Here is a 24,087-nt window from a genome sequence, read left to right as displayed (position 1 = left end):
AGCCATATTTTGGTTGTCGTTGTTAGTTACTCTTGTTAACCTATAAACTTATACAAATGAAAAATCAAATTTTATTAATTATTACGCTATTCACTGTGTTTAACGTTACCTTTTCGCAAAATACATCTCAAGTTTTCTCTAATGAAGGAAGAGACTGGTACGTAAGTAAAAATACAGGCTCAGGTCAATTAGGAACAAAAGAACGTCCTGCAAAAGATTTAGGAAATATTTTACATCATTTAAAAGCTAACGACCGCATTCATATTGCTGAAGGCGTTTACTTGAGTAAAGGTGCCAGAGGCTCTGACGAAATAAATGTTCCTGTGAAAATCTATGGAGGTTACAATGCTACATTCTCTAAAAGAGATCCTTGGGGTGAACATAAAAGCATTTTTACGGGCACCAACGAGTATATGAAACTGACTACTCCTAGAATTTATATAAGAACAGACCAACAACGAGAAAGTAATGGTCAAAAATCTATGGGGTCAGAAATTATTGTAGATGGTATTATCATAGATAATGGCCCGAGAAATAGATATCATACCGATAAAAATTTAGCAATACGTAGAATGGCGAATCCGAAAACTGGAAAAAATCCATCACCAGAATCAGGAGGCATTGTAATCGTTGGAAGTAAATATACAAATATTGCGGTTTTAAATTGTGTTGTAATGAATACTGCACCTACTGAAGGTGCCATATCTGTAAGAGTTTTTGAAGGTGGTAAGGGAGTTATTCAAAACAACTTTACGATCAATAATACAGGATATGGTATTCATGCTAGAACGGGATACATGGGAACAGATGCTACTAAACTTCCGGTTTTCAAAATTAAACATAACACTAGTCTTTTTTCTTGGAAACATGATGCAATAGCCTCTTACGGAGGAGACGCTCTTGCTTTTGATCAAAATTTAATAGCAACAGTTGAAAATAATACTCTAGGTTTTGGACATATGGGTGGTATATATAATAAAGGGGCCAAACTTACTATGATAAATAATCTATTTACAGGAAATGGAAAATATGATTATAAAGAGATAAATGATAAAATGGCAGTAGCCGATATTTTGGATGAAGCCATGCATATAGATCCGAATAGCGATGGCAACCAGAGCATGATGATTAAAATTTCAGTGGCAGAACGATGGGCAAACATCTATGGAAATAGAAAAGAAATTAGTAGAGCTGAAGTTGATGCAGCTGTTACGGTATCAAATTCAGGGGCCAATCAATTAAGAAGCATGCTAGGGTTAAATGTACAAGGTGGTGCAGTAGCTATGGATGCTGAAATTTTTCTCCCATTAATAACTATTGATGAAGCATTGCCCGCAGGAAAATTTCCTTGGCAAGGAATGGGGTGTAATATTCCAACATATGTTGCCAAATAAATTTCAAGAAGTGTGTTTAATTTGTATTTAATTTTTAGAATATATAAGTCAGAAATGTGGTTGCTTTTCAAAAAAAAAAGTATGTTATTAAGTTCATTGCTATATACTTTCTAAAGCACTTACCAAATAATCAATATCTTTTTTGGTGATGTAAATAGCAAAAGAGAGACGTACTGCATTTAAACCAAAGGAGCTCATAGGACGGCAATCAATACCATATTGGTCAATTAATCTCGTTTTTACACGAGAAACAGGTTTACCAATAACTTCAACTACTTGAATGGCTGCGGAAAGGTTATCGTCAGCAGGGGTTTTTAATTTTAAATTAGGATTCCCTGCTACTTTGTTTCTAAAGTACTTTTTTAGTTCATAAGTTCTGTTATGGATTTTCTCTAAACCAATGGCATTTAAAAAATTGATGCTCGCACCTAAACCTAAAACTTCAGGTAAGTTACGTGTATTGTAATTCTCTAAACGTCTTATAGTCTCATCCTTATATCCTTTACAGACCATTAAAGGTTTTAGATACTGTTGACTCTCTTTTTTTGAATAAAAAATACCAACGCCTTTTGGTGAGAACAACCATTTATGAGAACTTACAGTATAAAAATCGCAACCCAAATCATGTAAGTCAATACGAAACATACCCGCTGCTTGAGCCCCATCAACAGCTACTAGAATGCCCTTTTTATGAGCCATTTCAGAAACTTCTTTTACTGGTAATATCATACCATTCGTATTAACCATATGACACATTGAAATCACCTTAGTTTTTGACGTAATTGCTTTTTTATAAATTTCAATAATTTCTTCTTTATTTTTTGGAAGAATGGGCACATTAGGCCTCACTAATTTTACACCTTTTGTTTCTTGCCATACTTCCCAAGGTATGGTACCACTCGTATGTTCATGATCAATAAGAATAACTTCATCTCCTTTTTTTAAGTCCATACTTCGGGCAATAAGATTCATGCCTTCTGTGGTATTATGTATAAGGGCAATTTCCTCATTAGAAACCGAAAAGAAGTCAGCCACGGCTTTACGCGTTTTTTCTTTTTCTTCGTCCCAACCACCCCACATATATTTAGAGGGAAAACTATCTAAAGTTTCTCTAAAATTTCTTGTGGCTCGTTGTACTAAAACGGGTGAAGAACCTAAGGATGCATTATTGAAATATTTGAGTCCATCAACAAATATAAATTCTTGTTTTACTTTTTCCCAATAGGCTTCTGAATCATCATTTGCTGGAGATAGATCACTGATACTATGGTTACCTTTTTTTAAGTTAGTGGAGGCAAAAGCAGGAGCAACAGCAAAGCCGGCCATGGCTGTTGAAATCGTTTTTATGAATTTCCTACGATGGTTGTTATTATCATTCATTAGTATCCAGCTTCTGTTTTAAGTGTATTAAATTGTTTCTTCAACTCCTCATATCTATTTGTAGCTTCTTGTCCAGGTAATTGGTCAGCACCACTTATCATGTATAACACATACGAAATTTGAGAGACTAACATTTGTTGAGGATAAGCACCCTCATCATTCTTTAATTGTTTTAAAATGGCCTTTAGTTTATCTAATTTTTCTCCTTTCGCAGCGATAACTTCTTTTTCTAATTTAGATTGTAATTGATTTGCTTCAGATAACAAGTCAATTATTTTATTTTGCATTTTAATTTGTGTCTGAATATCATTTTTAGTTAAACCCGTTTCTTCAACTCTTGGGTCCATTACAATGTCAAAAGGCTGTGTAAATGTTTTCGTTCCCACCGTTAGTTTCACCATATATGATCCAGGAGCGACCATTGGACCATTTTTATATCTTCTCTTTTCGTTTTTTGTCCAAGGTCCCTTTGATGAAAGATCCCAATGAAAACGATTTAAACCTGGTTTATCTTCTAGTTTGGTATCTACATATCGAAAAGTATGACTTAAGTTCATATCTTCCACGAGCTTTACTTCAGATTTAAGTTGTTTTTTATCATTTACAATAGTAACTACGGATTCATTTTTATCATTAAAAATCTCTAATTGCACACCGTCTTTATTTCCTTTCGGAATAAAATAATCAATAATTACACTGGTTCTTGGATAATTAGGAAAAGCTCTGCTACTTACTTTTGGATAACGATAACGTATGGTATTATCAGGTTTAAAAACATGTAGAGTTTCTGCTAAAGTATTCATCGCTTGTTCTCTTAAAGGGGTAACATTATCTAAAATCCAAAAGCCACGCCCCAAAGTACTTAGAATTAAATCACCTCTAAAAATCTTTATATCGGTAATTGGTGTAACTGGTAAATTCTGTTGAAATTTAATCCATTTTTGGCCATCGTTGAAGGAAATAAAAACCCCAAATTCTGTTCCAGCATACAACAAACCTTCCCGTAAAGGATCCTCTCTTAAAACACGAGTTGTATAATCAGTAGGAATACCGTTTGCTTCAGTAGATAGTAATTCCCAACTTTTTCCATAATTGTCTGTTTTATACAAATAAGGTTTAGCATCACCTATTAAATGTCTATCAACAGCTATATATGCCTTTGCAGGATTGAATTGAGAAGGTTCAACGGATTCTACGCGTCCACCTTTTGGCATCTTTTTAGGGGTAACATTTTTCCATGTTTTACCTCCATCCTGAGTAACAGAAATTACACCGTCATTTGAACCTGTCCATATGACACCTTCTTTTAGCTTCGATTCACGAATAGAATATAACGTACTGTAATATTCTTCACCTGTAATGTCTCTAGTAATGGGACTTCCAGAAATAACTTGTTTATCGGCTTCAAAAGCCGTTAAATCAGGAGAAATAGTTTCCCAATTGAGTCCGTCATTACTCGTTTTATGCAAATATTGAGATCCGTGATAAACTATATCTGGGTTGTGTGGTGATACATGAATTGGAGCTACACGTTGAAACCTGTATTTTAAATCTTTGGGATTATGACCATAAATATTTGATGCTCCCACATAGTAACTTTTTTCAGTACCTGTGCGTTTATCAAATACACTAAAGCGTCCTTTGCAATTGGCATATACGATATTATGATTTCCTGGTTTAGGTACACCAGGACCTGTTTCACAACCACCTGTATTTATTATCCAACCCGTACCCGGATTTTGAATACCACTTGGCGGAAAACTAGGTACTGCAATGGTAGATGAATTATCTTGCATACCTGCATATAACCAATATGGATATTGATCATCTACTTCTACTTGATATAACTCTGCTGTAGGTTGATTAAATTGTGTTGACCATGTTTTTCCTCCATTATGAGAAACATTAGCCCCACCATCATTACATTGTATTAGTAAATTTGGATTATTAGGATTTATCCAAATATCATGATTGTCACCATGAGGAACGCTCATTCGTTCCCATGATTTACCACCATCAATTGACTTTAATAGTGGATTTGCATTTGAATAAACGATATCTGGATTTGTAGGGTCTAACTCAACATTTATATAATAAAATGGACGATTTACCAGACCTTTATTATTGGAAATATGTGTAAATGATTTTCCTTGATTTTCCGATTTGTACAAACCTCCCTCCTTTTCAGGAGCTTCAATAATAGCGTATAAAATACTTGATTCTACAGGCGATACTGCCAAATCAATTTTACCAATTAAGTCTTTTGGCAATCCATCTTCCAGCTTGACCCAATCTTTACCACCATTTATAGATTTGTATATTCCACCTTCATTGGCTTTACCACCAGAAATAATGGTCCAAGGCTTCCGTTCTGCTTTCCATGCAGCAGCATAAACAATATTCGGATTTCCTGGAAGTAATTCTAAATCAGAAAAACCAACTTTATCAGATATATACAAAACCTTATCCCAATCTTTACCACCATTAGTTGTTTTATAAATACCACGTTCAGTATTGGCCCCAAAAGCATTTCCGATGGCAGCCACCCAAACGGTATTATTATCTGTAGGATCTATTTCTATAGCACCTATTTGCCCTGTATCTTTTAGACCGATGTGTTCCCAGGTTTTTCCTGCATCAATTGATTTGTAAACTCCTTTTCCAGAAATTACATTACTTCGTAAACCATCAGAACCGGTACCCACATATATTATATTAGGGTCATTTGTTGCAACTTCTATAGCTCCAATTGATGGGGTATTAAAAAAACCATCAGAAATATTATTCCATGATATACCATAATCTTCCGTTTTCCATACACCACCACCAGATGCTCCTAAGTAAAATGTACCTGGGAAATGTGCAGTTCCTGTTACCGTAGTAACACGCCCTCCTCTTTCGGGACCAACAGTACGATATTCTAAAGAATTAAAATCTTGTGCTGTAAGTGATAGAGGTAGAATTAATAAAAAGAAAAATAAGAAATGAAATCTATTTTGCATGGCTTAATAAAAGGTTGGTTAGCTTTCAAAGTTAACAAAAAATAAATGTTACAAAATTATTGTTTAAAATTACTCTTTGTCTACTGTGTAAAGTAATTTTCCGTTTTTATCGATATAGTTTTTTTTGGGATTCGCATTTTTATCAAACACAGACGCTACACCTTCAAAAAATGGAGTGGCGTTAAAAAAGCGTGGTTCTATAATATAATTACCTTTTGTATCAATATAACCATAGGTGTAATCATATTTTCCAGTTTTTATAGCCACAACCGCAATACCATCAATAAAAGGTTGAGCCACAGCAAATTTTGGCGAAATAATCTGTTCCCCTTTTTTATTAATGTACCCCCAATGAACGTCTCCATCTTCTCCTTCTTTACCCTCTCTCATAGCAACAGCAGCTAAACCTTCCCTAAAACCTTGAGCATAATCATATACTGGAGAAATGGCCCATTTTCCTTTTTTATCAACAAACCCTTTTTTCTTGTTATAATACGTTGCCACCGCCATGTCTTCTTGAAAATTCTCTAATTCTTCAAAATCTAATGGGACAATGGTGTCATTGGAAGTGTTTATAATTCCATTTTTAAAATAACTTGCCTTTACCACAGCATATCCCTCAATAAATGGATTTACCTCACTATACTGTAAAGGAATTTTTTCATTTCCATCAATATCTATAAATCCCCAATACCCATCTTTACTAACTGCCGCATAGCCTTGAAAAAAATCACCAACTTCGTCATACACAAGCTCTGTAATATATTCGCCTTTTTTGTTAATAAAACCAAATTTATCATCCACCTTTACAGCAGCAAAGCCTTCATAAAATGAGTTAGCTACGTTAAAAATAGGCTCTACAATTACATCACCTTTTGTATTTAGGTATCCATAAATTCGAGACTGGCCTACATTGCTAAAAGCTGCCATACCATTACTGAAGTGAAAAACAAAATCATATTTAATTGGAATTACGACATCTCCTTCAAAATTAACAAATCCGTATTTTCGGTTTAGGCGTACACTTGCTAAGCCATCGTTAAAATATCGAACACGATCATATATAAATCCTGTAATCTCTTCTCCTTTTTCATTAATAAAACCATCTTTTCCATTAAAACCGACACCAATTATACCGTTCGAATAGCCTTCGAAATCATCATAGATAGGTTCAATAACCATTTCACCATCATAATTGATAAAACCAAAATTACCATTGACACTTATTGGAAGTAATGTGTTCTCCTTTTCTTCATTTTGACAATTCAATAACAAAGTACTTAAGATGATGATAAATGTTAATAATCTACTCATATTTAATTTTTAATAATCTAAATATTCAATTTTATAATATAAAAAGCCCCTATAAAATAAGGGGCCTTTTTTCATAGCAACATTCCACAAATTTAGTCTGTCATTTCAACATTACCTTCTGCGTCTGCTTCAAAGTTTGCTTCATAAAAATTGGTAACGATGTTACGACCTTCAATTGATGTACCTTCACCTGTTTGCGTTACATGCAATTCAAAATTACTTGTTATTGCATTCGTCTTAGGATCAACATTTATCGTGTAATTTCTTAATTGATGTGTAGCTACATCTTCGCCTATTATTGTAAGTGCTTTATCAATATTAGCGATGATTTTATCAGTATCAATATCACTAATTTTCATTTTACCTTGTGCCTTGTCTAAAAATAATTTCTTTTGAAAAGAATCAGAATCTGCTTTTTCATCTTGAAGTTTAGCCTCAGTGTGTGCTGTTTTTTCAGAATACATTCTAGAATAGCGTTTGCCATCTTTTATATATTTTATGGTTACTAATCCTAAACTAGAATTTAAATCTTCTTGTGAATAAATGGTCATGGAATACACTTCCATATCGCTTCCAAATTTTTCATTAGCAATGGTCTTAATTTTTTCTAACCCGTCCTTTGTATTCATTTGTGGAGCATCTGATCCTCCACAAGAGAATAAAGTAAACACTAAGCAAATACTTGTAATTTTTAATAAATTCTTCATTTTGTTGGTTTTTTATAAATGTTTTTTTTTATTTATTGAATACCGCAAATATATATTGACTATCAATTGTAATAAGGTGAGAAAATATATTCGAGAACATTTAGGACATATTTGTTTAAATTGTAGTAATTTTCGTTTTAAAGAAAATAAAATTTAAAGAAAATGAACCAAACCTATGATAAAAACCGGATTATTAGTTTTAGTGATGCTGTATATTCTATAGCAATGACCTTGCTAGTGTTAGAAGTTGCAATTCCCTCAAGTAAAGCTATTGCAACCTATAATTCATGGGATTTATTAAGTAATAGAATTCCTAATTTCATAGGTTTGGTCGTAAGTTTTCTTGTTACAGCCTTGTATTGGGTAGCGCATTTACGCTCTATGCGTTTAGTATCAACCGTCGATAATAAATTATTATGGCTCAATATATTCTTATTACTTTTTATCGTTTTAATGCCCTTTTCTACAGGATTTTATGTGAGTGGTTTCGGTTATGTAATTCCGTTTGTCTTTTATTGTTTCAACCTTTCAGCAATTGGACTTTTAAATTTTATGATGATAAGGTATATTATTAAGAAGGAGAAAAATAACCCTGAACTAACGCCATTAGCTATTAAATGGCATACATTAACCGGTTTAAATGCACTTAGTGTTTGGATATTGGCTGCTATATTAGCATTCATATTACCAAATGTAGCACGTTATATATTTGTACTCATTTTTGTATTTCAGTTTTTCATTAATAGAAATTATAAACGAAATACAAATAAAGTAACAGTAGAAGATTCTTAAATTTTAAGATTATTTAATATTAAATGGTCATTCGTCCTCTGGTAAAGCACTCACGTTACCAATATATGTTATACCAGTTCGCGATGCACTATTAAGTGTAACATAACTTTTAAGGTTAGGATATAAATTCATTCTAACATCAAACCACTCATTATTACTTTTTGCTTTAAAGGTTATTGTATAATATTGCTTTTTAGCATTCCATTCCGTTTCGTAATTTTTAATCAGGCCTTCAAATTCAATACCCCCATTGTTTGAACCATAGCCAACGTTTGACTGTCGTTCACCGTAATAAGGTAAATAGGAAGAAATTGAGTCTCCTTTTATATTTAAAAAGTTACTGTTACCTATTAGGCTAATATTACCTGATGAATTTCCCACACCTAAAATACCTGAATTTTGTAATTTAGACAAACCTATCGTAGCCATAGGTTGAGCTATATCTGATTCAATAGTAAACCTTTGAAGTGTTACTAACTCTTTTATTTTACTGTTATCTAAAACTTTAGTACTTGCACAACTACAAAAAAATACCACTACTAAAATTAGATAAATAGGATGATTTTTCATTTTTTCAGAATTATAGTTTCGTTGTTGTACCACAAAAAATATGCCTAGTTATATCAACTTATAATAGATAAAACAAATTTAAAATCAAACAAAATAAGTTAACTCTATTTCAACCCTCTAGCTTTTAACATTGGTTCAATTTTAGGATCACTGCCTCTCCAGTCTTTATACATCTTTTCAAAATTTAATGTGTTCCCTCGAGAGAGCACCATATCTCTGAAACGTTGACCGTTTTCACGTGTAAGTCCACCATTGTTTTTAAACCAATTATAGGCATCATGATCTAACATTTCCGTCCACAGATAAGAATAATACCCTGCCGCATAACCACTTCCGAATACATGTGAAAAATAAGTAGATCTATAGCGAGGCGGCACAGCGTGTACAACATCTAATTTTGTATTGTGTAATGCTTCTTTTTCAAAGGCATTGGCATTAGTAATATTTTTATCAGTAGCAATAGTGTGCCATTGCATATCTAAATTAGACGCTGCCAAATTTTCAGTTAAACTGTATCCTTGGTTAAAGGTTCCTGATTTTTTTATTTTATCAATTAATACTTGAGGAATTTGTTCTTTTGTTTTATTGTGGATAGCATAATTCTTTAAAACATCAGGATATAACGCCCAGTTTTCATTGAATTGCGATGGGAATTCAACAAAATCTCTCGCTACAGCTGTTCCAGATAATGATGGATATTGTTGATCTGCGAAAAATCCGTGTAACGCATGCCCAAATTCATGAAACATAGTAGATACATCATCAAACGTTATTAATGCAACTTCACCTTCCGCCGGTTTAGAGAAATTACACACATTATATATTACTGGTTTCTTATTGTATAGTTTAGATTGGGTTACGAAATTGCTCATCCATGCTCCTCCTCTTTTACTAGAACGGGCAAAAAAATCTCCATAAAACAAACCTAACTTATCACCATTTTGTTCAAAAACTTCATACACCATTACATCCTTATGATAAACGGGAATATCTGTTCTAGATTTAAATGTAATACCATATAATTTTTCAGCGGCATAAAACACTCCTTTTTCTAAAACAGTTTTCAATTCAAAATAAGGTTTAATTTGATCTTCATCTAAATCATATTTTGCCTTTCGCACCATTTCAGCATAATAGTTCCAGTCCCATGGTTCTAATGTGAAATCACCACCTTTACTAGTAATCATTTTCTGTATTTCTTCAGATTCTAACTGTGCTTTTTTTGTCGCTGCAGGTATAAGTCCTTTAAACATATCAAATACATTTATAGCTTTTTTTGCCATTGTTTTTTGCAAACTCCATTCCGCATAATTATCAAAACCTAATACTCCTGCTTTTTTAGCTCTTAGATCTGCAATTTTTATAATTATTTCTTTAGTGTCATACTCAGAACCATCTGCCCTGTTCCAAGAAGACTTAAAAATTTTCTCTCTTGTCTCACGGTTGGTAAACGATTGTAATAAAGGTTGTTGTGTTGTGTTTTGTAAAGGGATTATCCAACCCTTTTTCTCTTTTTTTTCTAAGGCTTTTAATTGTGATTCAGAGAGCCCAGCAAGAGCTTTCTTATCTGTAAATAATAAGGCTCCTGCATTATTAGCTTCTAATAATATTTGGTTAAACTTGGTAATAAGTGTTGCCAGTTGTGTATTGTATTTTTTTAAGGTATCCTTTTTTTCTGCTGATAAATTGGCCCCAGCAATTTCAAAATCTTCAAAGTAATTTTCTATGAGTTTTATTGATTCAGAATCTAAATCTAAACTGTCTCGTTTATTGTAAATGATTTTAATTCGGTTAAATAATTTGTCATTCAAATAAATAGCATCTCCTAATTCGGAAAGTTTAGGAGCAATTTCTTCTTGTATCGCTTTTATACTATCATTAGTATGAGCACCTGACAGCCCATAAAATACATTTGAAACTCTTTCTAATAATATACCACTTTTTTCTAAAGCCAAAACGGTATTGTCAAAAGTTGGATCATTATCTAAATTGGCTATTTTTTCTACAGCTTCTTTTTGCTCTGAAATTCCCTTTAAAAATGCGGGTTTAAAATCACTATTTTTAATATTTTCAAAATCAGGAGCATGATAGGGCAAAGCACTCTCTACCATTAAAACATTATCAGTTGTGTTCATTGTATTTATTGTATTTTTTTTGTCATTTTCACAAGATGTAATCAAAACTGTTATTAATAACAAGTTAAAGAAAGTTTTCATATAAAAAGTTTGATATTTCATTGTAAAGATATGTAAAATGGTACAATTTGTATATTTTTTAGTACTTTTTAACGAGCGATATAAATGGATCAAAATCCGTTAAACATAAGTTAAATATGAGTCGTAAATAGCTGTAATTGTGATAATTAATAATGTTAATACCGAAACGAGAGTGCCATAAACAGAAACATTTAATTAAAAAGTTTACTTTTGTTCTTATTAAAATTTTAAGAAGTATTTAATTGTAATTACTTCTTGATATAAAATAAATGAGAAATTAAAATTGAGTTACACTTTTATGAAGATATTTTTCTCCTCCATTATCTTTTTAATATCAATGTCTACTATATATGGTCAAGATAGAGCTATAGACCCCATGTATATTCATGGTTTAGAAGAAAAAATTAATACACATCTTGATTTTTTATCAAAAGAAGAATTCAATCTAATGGTTGATTATTCAAGTGTAAACCCTTTCATAAATGAGTATTGGGATAATGATAAATTAAAACCTTACCCTATTCCCATTAAAAATGTTCCGTTTGAAATTGATTTTAAGGATAGTATCTATGCATCTCCAGTATTAATAGATAAAGTAGTCACTTCACGTTATGGTTGGCGAAATAGACGACCACATAATGGTATTGATATTGATTTGGTAACTGGTGATAGTCTAAGGGCCATATTAAGTGGAAAAGTACGATATGTAGGTTATAATAGAGGGTATGGAAAATGTATAATCGTTAGACACTCGAATGGTTTGGAGTTGCTTTATGCCCATTTATCCAATCAAATAGTGAAAGAAAATGATTTAGTTTTAAAAGGTCAAATTATAGGTAATGGTGGTGTTACAGGAAATGCAAGAGGGAGCCATTTACATTTAGAGACGAGTTTTAAAGGTAATTTTATTAACCCTGAGTATTTATTTGATTTTGGTGAAAAGAATAAAATTAGAAGTGATAAAATTTGGGTAACTAATAAATGGACAAGCCCTCATCTTCATAGCTCTAAAAGGAAGAGTGATATTCAAGTAGCAACTACATTTAAAGAAGCTACAAATCAAAAAGTGGTGCAAGTAAAAACCCATAGAATTAGAAGGGGTGATTCACTTTCAAGAATAGCAAATAAGTATGGTACTTCGATTTCAGCGTTGTGTAAAGCAAATAAAATTAGAAGAACTACTATTCTAAAACCTGGTAAAAGATTAATTATTGGTTTTTAAATTGATCAGATTACTTTTTTAATATTTTCTCGACAGATACCAAATGAGTGTCTAAATTTTCAATTACAAGAAAATACATCCCGTTAGCAAAAGAACTCAAATCTATATCAAAACTTTTTCCTTTTTTCTTGGAAGAATTGATGGTTGCACCAATAGTGTTTATAACATTAATAGTATAACTTGATTCAGGTGCATCAATTGTGATATTACCGTAGGTGGGATTTGGATAAATCTCTATGTTTTGTGCAATATTCATGGAGATATCAAGTGAAGCTCCTGTTTGATACACTACTATTATTGGCGGATTGGCATACCTACCCTGTTCGTTATCCGCATTTTCAATGGATAAATATAGATTTCCTGTAATGGGGTCAAAACTACCACCATTAATGCTGTTCGCTGAACTCTGAAATGGCGTATTAAATTTACCGTAATCATAAGGTTGGATATCATAGGGCCATCGTTCCCCATTTTTAACTTCTAACAAATCATTTAAATCCCACAACCAATAGTAATTATAATTATCGTTTGAATCAGGGGTGCAATAGCCGCCACAGAGGTTCCCATTCGATTGTGTACATTTATAGCAAACACCCGTTTGGTGACCGCCACTTTTTCCAATAGTTATGTAAGACCTTGTACCTGGAACAATAAAACCATAAACAGCTCTTGAAAGATGTGTCCATATATCATTTGCCAAGCTTGTATTAGAAAGATCTGAATGAAGTGGATTTGTTAGACTAAAATCTAATAATTTTGTTGTGTTGATGGTATTTTCGGTGTTAAGTAAGTTGTCCATATTAAAAGCAAAAGCTGATGGCCCAACACTTGTTCTTGAAATTATAGGAATACCACTCGATTGTCCTGTAATATGCGTTCCACCCAACACACTTTTTAAATTTTCTGGAATGGGAGAAATCCATCCAGAAGTATGCCCTGATCCTCCTTCAAATTTTAGATAGCCTTTTACAGTAGTATCCTCTAAATTATTCGCATTATCAATAAGCAACGTAGAAACCGTATTGTCACCTGGAGCATCGTAATATTCGTAGGCGTTAACAATTAATTTTTGTTGACCATTATCTAGTATAGGATACAATCCTCCTATTCTATCAATGCCTTCTGGGTTACCGTCTGGAGTTTTATTTAGAAATTGTGTAAAGACCTGCATAGGTTCTTTAACACTATTTAAATCGGTAATAACAGTACTATTTACTAGACTGGGTATTTTAAACTCTGCAATAGCTTGATGATGACTATGGCCAACTATAAAAATTGAATTATTTACAGAATTATAAGCCAAAGGTCCCTGAGCGAAATTCATATTTGAAGATCCATAAGTTCCTGCATCTAACCTGAAGGCACCTTGATAGTCAAGGTTATCCATGCTAAACAGCGGTAAACTAGATAGCTCTTGTGAAGAAACTATATTTAATGAAAATGCAAAAAATAGATATGCAATATAATTTTTAATCAAACTAAACCCGTTAACTTTGTTGAAATAACGAAAAATCGTAAAAAAAATTATAATAATATTGGAGAAAATTCATTTAACTAACTCCTAATCAAGCAGTAAATGATGGATAAGAAAAACTTTAAATTAAAAGAAGGTCAACCTTATATTACCTTAAACAATCTACTTCAGGTTGTGGGAATTGCACAAACTGGTGGACACGCTAAAATTATTATTCAAAACGAGGAAGTCTTGGTCAATGGACTTGTGGAAACTAGGATAAGGAATAAATTGGTAATTGGTGATGTTATAAATACAAACAACATTCAAATTGAAATTGAATAGACTTTTTAATAAAATGGGTTAAAATGGATATCCAATGGCAAAATTGAATACAGGTTCATCCCATTTAAAATTATAACTTTCTTCTTTGGGATCGTGGAAGGGTGCTGCCAAATCAAATCTAATTACAAAACCTTGAACATCAATACGAAGTCCTATTCCTGCTCCAATTCCTAATTCATTTATAAAATTATCAGTGAATTTACCATTTGGAAAAGTCTCATTTTCTTTAGACGTCCAAATATTCCCTGCATCCGCAAAAACAGCTCCCCTAACAAACGAATAGATAGGAAACCTATATTCGATATTTGCTTCCAATTTTATGTTTCCTGAATTATAGAAAAGATAATCAGAATCACCACCATCTGCATCTTCATCATATTGACCAGGCCCTAAGGTCCCAATTTGAAATGCTCGTACACTGTAGGGTCCACCAGCATTATATTGCTTTGTAAACGGTAATACATCAGAGTTTCCATAAGCATAACCATAACCCGCAAACACCCGTGTTGCAATTTTCTGATCTCTTCCAAAATTAAAGTGATAATGTAAGTCCAAATCAGCTTTGGCATATTGTGCAAACTCAAGACCGAATATCGTTTTAGAATCTTCTCCATTATTTTTACCAAATAAACTTAAAGAATTACCCACAATGTCTAATGTGGAATTGATATAAAATTGATGCGTTTTCTTAGTGTCGACCATTTCATTATAGGTAAATGAATAATTGAGTCCAGAAATAAATTCTTGATCAAAACTACTACTCAAATACTCATTTTCAGAGAGAATTTCTTCAAATGCTTCTGTGGTATTGGACAATTGGGTGTACGTAGTTGAAATTGGAATAATTTCATGCGTAACATATCTATTGGCATTCCATAAATATCCAAATTGTGCTGTACCTGATAACAAAGTGTATAATTGCGTTCTTTGTAAATAATCCAATCCTAAACTCATTTTTGTCTTAGGAATAGCATATTTAAAGTAATTGCTACTTATTTTTATTGGAAAAATAATCCTTGGGTAGATTAATTCAGATGATAATCCTAATTGAAGAATGCTTGTTCCATTACTGTTTCCTCCTGTAATTTGCCATTCATACCCAATATTTGTACTAAGATTCAATATTTCTCCACCACCGAACAAGTTTCTATTCGTGTAGGTTAATGCCAACGTGGGTCCTGCAAAATTATTCGATTTAGACACGGCTTCTAATGAGGCTTTAAATGCCCTTTTGTTTAACGGGGAAAGAAAAATATTAGTTTCTAAAAAACCTATGCTATCATTTTTAGCAATAGTATCCAATTGGTTGTACTGAATATTTACAAATTTATAAGATCCAATGGTGGACAATCGTCTCGCCGTATTTTTTGATGTTTGAGGATTGTATAACTCCCCTTCTTTTAAAGTAATATAAGGGTCAAGATATTTCGTTTTAAAATATGGTATTTGCTCAATGAAGTTTTTATGATTATACCGAACAACTTTATTAGGTAATGAATCTTGTTGGATATCATAATTTGAATAAATATTAATTTTAGAGATTCTATAGGGGACTATTGCTTTTTTAGGGACATCTTTTTTTAATTTTAAAAATAAATCAAATCGTTTGTCTTTATATCTATTTGTATCCGCTTCAAAAATTAAAAAATTAGAGTTAAAATTGTAGTAACCTTTCATTTTCAAACCATTGTCTATACGGTCTCTTTCTAATTTTAATAAAGATAAATTAAAACGCATATCCTTTTTAAAAGGCGTATCCGATATGTACCCTTGCATTTCTTTATAAATTGGAGGTTGCAGCGTATCTAATTGATAGCTTTCCATTCTATATGGTTGCTGAACGGTAATATTATAATCGATGGAAGCTGTTTTTTTCTTATCATTACTCGTCCAATTAGAGGTAACGTTATTGTAATAAAACCCATTATTTTCTAGTCGGTTTGTCAGCACTTCTTTAACGGCAGTAGTATTTATATCTGATTGATATACAGGCTCCTCCCCTATTTTTTTATTTAGCCATCGGTTAATAAATCCTTGTCTTTTATTTTGAGATTTGAAATGATAATACAAACCATAATACCATCCTAAAATCTTTTTATTTGTTTTTTTTTGAATAGCAGTTTTTAGATTTTCTTCTAAGGCCTTTTCATTTTTAACGATACTATCTGATTTTATATCAATGGAAGCACCTATATAAAGTCGTTCTTTATTGGGAATATATTTTTGTATACTGCATGATTGAAATAGAATCAATAGCACAGACAGCATAAAGCCTATAGCGTATTTTATTAAAATATTCGTTTTAATAAATCGTATTATAGCTATATTTTTATGTTTATATCTCAATTTTGTTTCTTTTCCTTTTTATTTTTATCTGATTTTTCAACTTGAGTCTGACCGTGTAATAGAGCATACCAGAGCTCATCAAACTTATTAAATTCTTGAGTAAAAATTAATGCAATACCACTAATAATGGTTTGACCATCAATTACATTTTCAAATTCATTTTTTCTAAAACCCTTAAGTCTATATCTTCCATTATCAGTTAATAAATATTCTACACTTACATTGCCAATAATTGGAGTAGATTCGTCTGTACTGCTACTTCCTTCTATATCAATATCACTACCAACACTTACAATTAATCGATCATTAAATAGTTTTTTCTTAGCCGCAACTTCTAGTTGTGTCCGGTCTTCTGGTGAATCACCTTGGTAATCGATATAACTATCTAAACCAAAATTGAGTTCAACACCTGTATCACCTAATAATTTATCTGAAAACACATTCAATTGATCAGAAAGTGCATCATTTAGATTATCTCTAGCAATTGAAGCAAAACCACCACTGCTTCCATCACTATCAGACTGTGGATAGAATCTACTTAATACTAATAATGAAAATACTTGTTGATTAAGTTCGTTTTCTTGCTTATTCACTTGTTGAACACGTGCATATACTTGTCCACTTATAGCCCCTTGTTCTTCCTCTGGCATATCTAATTCAAAGGAAATTTCTGGTTGCATTAGCTCACCATCAACATTTAAATACACATAAAATGGCAATACTTCCTGATATTGGCTTTTTATAGATGCATCTGAACTTGTTGTCTGCGATGCCATTAATGGTGATGCTGATGCGTCTATTTTATACACTGCCTTAACATCTAATTTAGCATCAAATGGATCTCCATACCAACTAATACGACTGTCTGACGTTAATTCAAATTTTCTATTTACGATATTATATAAATTCATTTCATAATGACCATTAGCAATTTCATAAACTCCTGTTAAGTTCACGGAACCATTAGGGCTCATTTTCACCTTAAAATCTCCGTTTCCAGAAACTTGAAAATTATCATTCGTTTCGGCATCAATGATTACCTTTATTCTTGCACTTTTATCCACTTTTAAATTAGCATTGACATCAAAACCGGTAATTTTTACTGATTGCTCTTCTGTTCGGGTTAAGATGGCATCAGGATTTTCTCGATTTACAAAAATAACCACACCCTCTTGTTCTTCAATATTTACCGATGCCGATGGTAATATATAAGTAATGTCTGTTTCTGAACCTACTTTTAGGTTCACATCTATTTTAGGGATTTCCAAATTGCCTTTAATAGTGCCGTTGGCATCAAAAACTGCTTTACCATACACTAAATCGTTGTCTTCTTTTGTTGCGTTTAAGACTTGAAAATTTTTGGCATTTATTTTTAAATCGAACGTTGGATTGCTAAAACTTTCAGTACCAATAAAGCCCGAAAACATAAAAGAATTTTTATTTTCATCTTGAATCGTAAAGTTATCCATCGACAAGCCTTTGTTGTCTATGTTTATAACATCATTATCCAAGCTAAATCTTTCGTTGAGTTGCTTGATTTTAAAATTGGCATTTTTAAAAGCGATTTTTCCAAAATATTCGGGCTTATTTAAATTGCCTTTCAAATTAAAACTTCCATAAAAATCGCCCGAAGTACTGCTCACTTCACCTTCGGTAAACCCTTCTAAGGCTTTCATATTGAATTTATTAATTTCCAAATCTAGATTTATTTGAGGTGCAGTATTATCTGCCAGAAAATCACCTTTCAATGTCAAATCAACTGCTCCACCATTCAAATCTACATTAAAGTCATAATTATTGTTTTCGCCCGATTGTGCATCTAAAGATAAAGTACCTAAATCAACGTTTAAGAGTTTCAATTGTTGGATTTTTAAATCCGTTACAATTCCCAAATTTTCAAAGGGATTTTCAACACTAAATTCACCATTTAGAACCCCAGAAGCTATTTCATTTTCGGGATTTAAGTAATTAATGATTTTGTTAAGTTTAAAATTGTCGAAATTGATGTCAATTCTATTCTTGTTGGAATTGTTTACAGCGTCCGTAATAGCAACGGATTCGCCATTTCTGCTAAAGTTAAAATCATTGAAAGAAAAATTGTTGTTGGTAATTAAAATTTCATTGGAATTAGGTGTTTCCCATTTATTTTTATTCAAAATAAGATTATCGTTCAATACATGAAAACTTAAGGAATCTCGATGACCGGCAATCGTAGATTCAATATTAATTAATTTTTCTTGGTCATAGAAAGAAGTGAAACTTAATGCCAATTCATTATTTGCTTGATTTCCTGTAAAACTCGTTTTTTTGATGGCAAGTGGACCACTGTTGATTTCTTTAAAACCCAAATCAAACACAAACTTATCCATTTCTGTATCGATATTAAAAGCTAAGCTATCAATCTCATTTCCATCATAATTGATATGCGGTGCAGTAATATTGGCTTTTAATTTTCTGGCGTTTTCGTTAAATTTAATGGCCACATCTATGGTGTCCAACTCTTTTAGATTGAGCAACAGTACTTCGTTCAGCACAGGGGCTTGACTAATCTTACCTTTTAATACCAAATTCACTGGATTTTTTATCGAATCTGCAACTTTAGTATCTCTATAAAAATAGCTTGTCAAATGCCGTTCGATGGCGGTTGTGAAATTTTGTGGATTGGAATTGGAATGCAATTCAAAATTCAAAACCTTGTTTTTTATGGAAGCCGAAGTGGTGTCTTTGTCAACAAACGCGTTGATATCAACGCCACCTAGCAAATATGATTTGTCCTCAAAGACTACTACACCATCTTCAACACTTGCTTTCAACTTGAATTTCTCTGAATTTCCTTTAAAATCAGCATTGAGTTTTAACCCTGTTCGCACATTACGTTGCATAATACCTAAAGCTTGCAAATCTGCACCAATGATGTCTAAATTTAAGGAAACTTGTGATGCAATAGAATCCAACCTTAGGTCTGCAAGTAAATTAAGATTTAAGTTTTCATCATTGTAATCAGATTTTATTTTTCCAAGTCCGTCTTTAAATTTCCCATCGATTATTAAGTCTTTAATTTCATAATTATTAAGTCCAAAATGTTCTATGGTAGCTAATAACTCCCCATTGAGATGATTAATATCTCTTCCTTTTCCATTCGTAGTAACACTTACGGTTAACTCACCTAATTTACTGTAATTTAACAAGTTGCCTATTTTATAATTGTCAATTTTAAGATCTGCATCAAATGCCAATTGATTCTCATTATTAAAATGACCTTTAAGGTTGGCTTTTCCTTGCGAAGTGTTTAATTCGACGATGGCATTAATGTCTTTGATACTACCTTTTGCATTTCCTTTTAAATTAACCAATTCAGGAAAATTGATTCCCAAACTATCTTCATTGACAAAAAGCGAAAGACTTTTTTTATTGGTTTGTGCGTTAAATTGTGGAATATCAAATTGTAACTTATCAATGTCAGTAACATTTTCTAAATGCCCAGTTAGTGATAATTCGGTTTCATTACCCCAGTTCACTTTTATTTTTGGAATAGTTACCGACGATAATGTACCAGAAGCTTCAATATTCCCATTAAAAAATTGTTTTGAAAGCAATTGAAAAATTTCATTCTTATGCAACTCTGGTTGAAATTGATAAACATCCTTTATATCAAACCGAAAAGTTGGAATATTAACAGAAAGCTGTGCATCATCTGGTTTTTGGATGAAAGAAGCCAAGCTATTAAAATCTATTTCCGCCTTGCCTTGAAGTTTATTATCGTTTAATGATAAATTAATACTATTGACTGACAACGAATTATCTGATAAATTAGCGTTTAATTGAAGTGTTTTTAATTGATTTCCAGAAGCTTCGTTAAAATTGAAATTTTCAATATTAAAACCAACCTCTTTATCCTTTAGGGAAATTTCTTTTCCATGTAAAGTAAGATTATTAAGAACAATAGCGTTACCATTAAAAACACCATTTTGAGGAGTCGCATTGTTATTTACATAGCTAAATGTATTATTTTTCATATCGAGATAGCCAACATTTATTTTGAAATTTGGCCATTCAAACGTCGCTGTAACTAAAGGACCATCATTTTTAACGACAATTTTATTGGCAGTCGTTGTGTTTATTAAAATTTCAGAGTCATCTAGTTGAAACCTTACAATTTCAAATGTATTATTGGTTAAATCAATTTTTGGAATTTCTGTATAAAGTTGTGCAATGCTGATATGATAACGACTATTATCAACTTCTGAATTATAATCTGCAACGACATTATTCAGATTTAATTTGTCAACAGCTAAAAAAGGTAAAATAGCGTTCTCGTCTGACGGTATTGGCGGAACAGGACTTTGCGTATAATTTATAGTTGCATCGCTTAGGCTGATGGATGTAGTCCGAAAATCCATTTTTTCTATATCGATTTTAGCCATAGTTAAGGACAAATTTCCATATACAAAACGACTTTCAATGCCTAAAACGGCATCATCAAAGATAATATCAAAAGCATTTAAATCAACTGATTCAAGTATGATTTCTAAAGGTCCTGACGTCGTTTCGTTCTGGAATTCAGTATTCTTAGAAGTAAAAGCATCTATCAAAAACTGAAAATTATACCCTTCAATAGAATCTTTTCGAATAATATGGGCTTTGAGCCCATTCCATACCAAATTATCAATACCTATCCCCTTTCCATTAATAATTGACCAAAGCGGCATATTGGCTTCGAGGGAATTGGAATACACCAACGTATCACCTTTAGTGTCCTCTAAATAAAGTCCATTGAGCATGATGTTTCCACCAAATGTGATGTATAATTTGTCTATTTCAACTTTAGTGTTTGTTTTTTCTGAAACATATGTGATAACCTTATTTACGATGATGTCTTGCCCCCATTTACTTCGAATAAATAAAATAAGCAAAATAAATAGTACCACAAGACCTAGAGCTAGTTTACCTACACCTCTTAGTATGCGACTTTTAATACTTTTTTTTTTATCTTTCAAATAGAATAGTGCTAATTGAATATTCCTTACTTAAGCAAGCAAAATTACTCTATAAAAAATTAGTGAATTAACTTTAATGTTTAAATCTTTAGCTCAAAAAAAAAGTAGTTAAAAAATTTAAACTTATTGAGTTATAAAAGGACTACTTAAAAAATATGACAATGCTATTTTTTAAATCTAGAATACCTAGTTAATTTTTTTGTAGTATTAATAAAGTATACCCCTGTTAAAAGTACAATAGCTGCAATAATAGATTGCTTGGTTATTTGTTCATCTAAAAAGTACCAGCCTAAAAGTAACGCTATAATAGGATTGACATAGGTAGACGTTGCTACCTTCTCAGGGGAAACATTTTTTAAAAGGTAGTTAAAAGATGTAAATGCCACAATACTTCCAAAAGTAATTAAAATGAGCATTGAGAATTGCACTTTACCACTCCATTCTATAGGATTGGTCCATTGTTCTCCAAATAGAAAACTGGCAATGAGTAACATAGTTCCACCAGCTAGCATTTGATACCCTGTATTCACAAAAAAATTACTTGGTAAATCGGCTTTGGCTACAAATAGGCTACTGTATCCCCAACTTATCATACAAGCAAATATCATTAAAAGCCCTATGATTGTATTTTCATTACTAATTATTTCTGTTTGACTGACTAATAAATACATTCCTATCATACCTAGAACAATTCCTACAAGTGACATAGGTTGAATCTTCTTCCTTTCAAAAAATCGCATTAATAAAAGTACCACAAGAGGTTGGGCTGAAATTTCAAGAGCTGCAAAGCCACTATCCACATATTTTAAAGCCCACACGACTACTCCATTTCCAAAAGTTAAGAATAAGAATCCGGCTATTACCGTATTTTTAAACTGTTTTCTGGTAATTGCAATACCAATACCTAAAATTTTAGCGATTATAAAAATAAGTAAGCTTGCAACTAAAAACCGAATAGCTGCTAATTTAAATGGAGGAAGCTCAGTTACCGCTATTTTGTTTAGTAAATAGGTAGAGCCCCAAATTACATAAATTGAAAAAAAAGCTAATACAATAAGTACTTTGTTGTTGGGTTTGGTCATTGATTAAAATAATTCGCGATAAAATTATACATTAATCTACAACGAATCGACATTTATATGATAATTAAAAATAAATAGTTGATTGCTCTGTTTAATCTTACACTTGTTGCAATGTGAAACATGGACAAATATGTATGGTTGTTCTATTTTAAAAACGGAACCGTTGTCAACCATTTTAAAAATACGATCACAATCAACTACGCCTTGAGGTGTATATCTCACTATTCTATAAGTATTACTAGTCGTCGTTGTTTCTATACTAAACCAACATCCGGCTCCTTGCCCCGATAACCATTTTGAATTTTTCGGAATGATTTCTGGTAAACTCGGAGGTAAAAGTGTTCGTATTAATCCCATAGTTAGTCTTTAAAAATTATCATTCTTTACCTATTTATTAAAAAATTATATTAATCCGTTTCTTAATATACAAACCATTTTTTGAAAAAATAAAACTTGCTTTTCTTCTTATAAATTTCATTATCATTCACCTCAAAATAATGTGATAAATCATTTAGTACTTTAGTATTTGATCTTGGCGTCGCTGAAATGGTATATGGAACTCTTATTAATAATTTAGTAAACCAATTTTTAGAAGAAGCTAAAACGACTTGTACTACAAAACGTGAACAATTTGTTCCCTTCAATTCAAAAGGGCCATACCTTATGGCTTCACAATCTTGCATCACTTTTACTTTTTTATAGGCGAGTTCAAAATTAATTCCCTTAACAATTGAGGCCAACAATCTTCCATCACCATGACAAGCTTTATTTCTATATCTATTAAACAATAGTTGGTCTAAATTGAGAATCTCCCCATTCTTGATTTCTGCTTTTATATTCATTTGTATATCTGGATCGGTTAGTTTACTTCTTACCCTTCCATATTTTATTGGTGTGTGGTATCTTCCAAAATCAAAATAATGGACCTCCTTATTGTTATGGTTAATGAGTAAAAATGCGGCATGTCCCGCGGAATAATACCCATTTTTAAGAACTCCAACCCACTTCATAGGAATATCATACCATTTGCCTTCTTGAATGACTTTGGTGTCTGGCCAAGCTAATGCTATTATCGTTGCGTCTTTAAGCATAATAAGGTATCCTATACTAAACAAATTTAGAGTTTTGAATTCATAAGAGATATCCATTCTCAAAACAGGCCTAAGATAATGGATTCAATTTAAATAGATTATATTTTTACTTTGAAAACTCCTTATTATTAAAAGCGTTTCAAATTATTGGGTAGTATATATAAATGAAGTCCATC

At 32.0% G+C, this 24,087-nt stretch carries 16 protein-coding genes; 4 read left to right on the top strand and 12 right to left on the bottom strand.

Going from position 1 to position 24,087, the window contains the following annotated elements:
- The first annotated feature begins 56 nt into the window (after nt 1-56).
- Complete coding sequence (locus FF125_RS10800; RefSeq protein ID WP_138949777.1) at nt 57-1,394, top strand: hypothetical protein; 1,338 nt, start codon at nt 57-59, stop codon at nt 1,392-1,394.
- 99 nt (nt 1,395-1,493) lie between these two features.
- Here the strand turns inward: FF125_RS10800 and FF125_RS10795 are convergent, their stop codons facing one another.
- The 4 genes from FF125_RS10795 to FF125_RS10780 all read right to left on the bottom strand — a co-directional run bounded on the left by FF125_RS10795 (nt 1,494) and on the right by FF125_RS10780 (nt 7,797).
- Nucleotides 1,494-2,774, bottom strand: coding sequence for an aminotransferase class V-fold PLP-dependent enzyme (locus tag FF125_RS10795; protein ID WP_250629561.1), 1,281 nt, complete (start codon nt 2,772-2,774; stop codon nt 1,494-1,496).
- Nucleotides 2,774-5,776, bottom strand: coding sequence for a WD40/YVTN/BNR-like repeat-containing protein (locus FF125_RS10790; protein WP_138949776.1), 3,003 nt, complete (start codon nt 5,774-5,776; stop codon nt 2,774-2,776). The genes FF125_RS10795 and FF125_RS10790 overlap by 1 nt, the downstream gene beginning before the upstream one ends.
- A gap of 69 nt (nt 5,777-5,845) precedes the next feature.
- Nucleotides 5,846-7,090, bottom strand: coding sequence for a WG repeat-containing protein (locus FF125_RS10785; RefSeq protein ID WP_138949775.1), 1,245 nt, complete (start codon nt 7,088-7,090; stop codon nt 5,846-5,848).
- Nucleotides 7,091-7,182: 92 nt separating this feature from the next.
- Complete coding sequence (locus FF125_RS10780) at nt 7,183-7,797, bottom strand: hypothetical protein (protein WP_138949774.1); 615 nt, start codon at nt 7,795-7,797, stop codon at nt 7,183-7,185.
- A 162-nt stretch (nt 7,798-7,959) separates the two neighbouring features.
- Here FF125_RS10780 and FF125_RS10775 point away from each other — a divergent pair, with 162 nt between their 5' ends.
- Nucleotides 7,960-8,589 carry a TMEM175 family protein gene (locus tag FF125_RS10775; protein ID WP_138949773.1) on the top strand — a complete coding sequence of 210 codons (630 nt, stop codon included), beginning with the start codon at nt 7,960-7,962 and terminating at the stop codon, nt 8,587-8,589.
- A 27-nt stretch (nt 8,590-8,616) separates the two neighbouring features.
- On the opposite strand, the gene FF125_RS10770 is transcribed toward FF125_RS10775, so the two are convergent.
- A complete protein-coding gene (locus FF125_RS10770) occupies nt 8,617-9,159 on the bottom strand; it encodes a DUF4251 domain-containing protein (protein WP_138949772.1) in 543 nt (180 codons plus the stop codon).
- A gap of 104 nt (nt 9,160-9,263) precedes the next feature.
- Entirely contained in the window at nt 9,264-11,375 is a 2,112-nt protein-coding gene (locus FF125_RS10765; protein ID WP_138949771.1) for a M3 family metallopeptidase, read from the bottom strand.
- Between the two features lie 337 nt (nt 11,376-11,712).
- On the opposite strand from FF125_RS10765, the gene FF125_RS10760 reads away from it, so the two are divergent.
- The gene (locus FF125_RS10760; RefSeq protein WP_175418910.1) at nt 11,713-12,597 is read left to right on the top strand and encodes a peptidoglycan DD-metalloendopeptidase family protein; all 885 of its coding nucleotides are present in this window, start codon (nt 11,713-11,715) and stop codon (nt 12,595-12,597) included.
- A gap of 10 nt (nt 12,598-12,607) precedes the next feature.
- Here FF125_RS10760 and FF125_RS10755 read toward each other — a convergent pair whose 3' ends face one another.
- On the bottom strand, nt 12,608-13,984 hold the full coding sequence (locus FF125_RS10755) for a T9SS type A sorting domain-containing protein (protein WP_138949769.1): 1,377 nt from the start codon (nt 13,982-13,984) through the stop codon (nt 12,608-12,610).
- Nucleotides 13,985-14,173: 189 nt separating this feature from the next.
- Between FF125_RS10755 and FF125_RS10750 the strand changes: the two genes are divergently transcribed.
- A complete protein-coding gene (locus tag FF125_RS10750; protein ID WP_250629560.1) occupies nt 14,174-14,395 on the top strand; it encodes an RNA-binding S4 domain-containing protein in 222 nt (73 codons plus the stop codon).
- Between the two features lie 18 nt (nt 14,396-14,413).
- Here the strand turns inward: FF125_RS10750 and tamL are convergent, their stop codons facing one another.
- The 5 genes from tamL to FF125_RS10725 form a co-directional block, all read right to left on the bottom strand.
- A complete protein-coding gene (gene tamL, locus FF125_RS10745) occupies nt 14,414-16,741 on the bottom strand; it encodes a translocation and assembly module lipoprotein TamL (protein ID WP_456236594.1) in 2,328 nt (775 codons plus the stop codon).
- The gene (locus FF125_RS10740) at nt 16,738-21,738 is read right to left on the bottom strand and encodes a translocation/assembly module TamB domain-containing protein (RefSeq protein ID WP_138949768.1); all 5,001 of its coding nucleotides are present in this window, start codon (nt 21,736-21,738) and stop codon (nt 16,738-16,740) included. The genes tamL and FF125_RS10740 overlap by 4 nt, the downstream gene beginning before the upstream one ends.
- Nucleotides 21,739-21,902: 164 nt before the next feature.
- Nucleotides 21,903-22,820, bottom strand: a complete 918-nt coding sequence (locus FF125_RS10735) for an EamA family transporter (protein WP_138949767.1) — start codon at nt 22,818-22,820, stop codon at nt 21,903-21,905.
- 36 nt (nt 22,821-22,856) lie between these two features.
- Nucleotides 22,857-23,177 carry a DUF6695 family protein gene (locus FF125_RS10730; protein ID WP_138949766.1) on the bottom strand — a complete coding sequence of 107 codons (321 nt, stop codon included), beginning with the start codon at nt 23,175-23,177 and terminating at the stop codon, nt 22,857-22,859.
- A 62-nt stretch (nt 23,178-23,239) separates the two neighbouring features.
- Entirely contained in the window at nt 23,240-23,911 is a 672-nt protein-coding gene (locus FF125_RS10725; RefSeq protein WP_138949765.1) for a DUF6695 family protein, read from the bottom strand.
- Between the last annotated feature and the right edge of the window lie 176 nt (nt 23,912-24,087).

Source organism: Aureibaculum algae (assembly GCF_006065315.1).
Classification (GTDB): Bacteria; Bacteroidota; Bacteroidia; order Flavobacteriales; family Flavobacteriaceae; genus Aureibaculum; species Aureibaculum algae.
The sequence above is the reverse complement of the archived record's forward strand: the minus strand, read 5'-3'. Positions and strand labels throughout refer to the sequence as shown.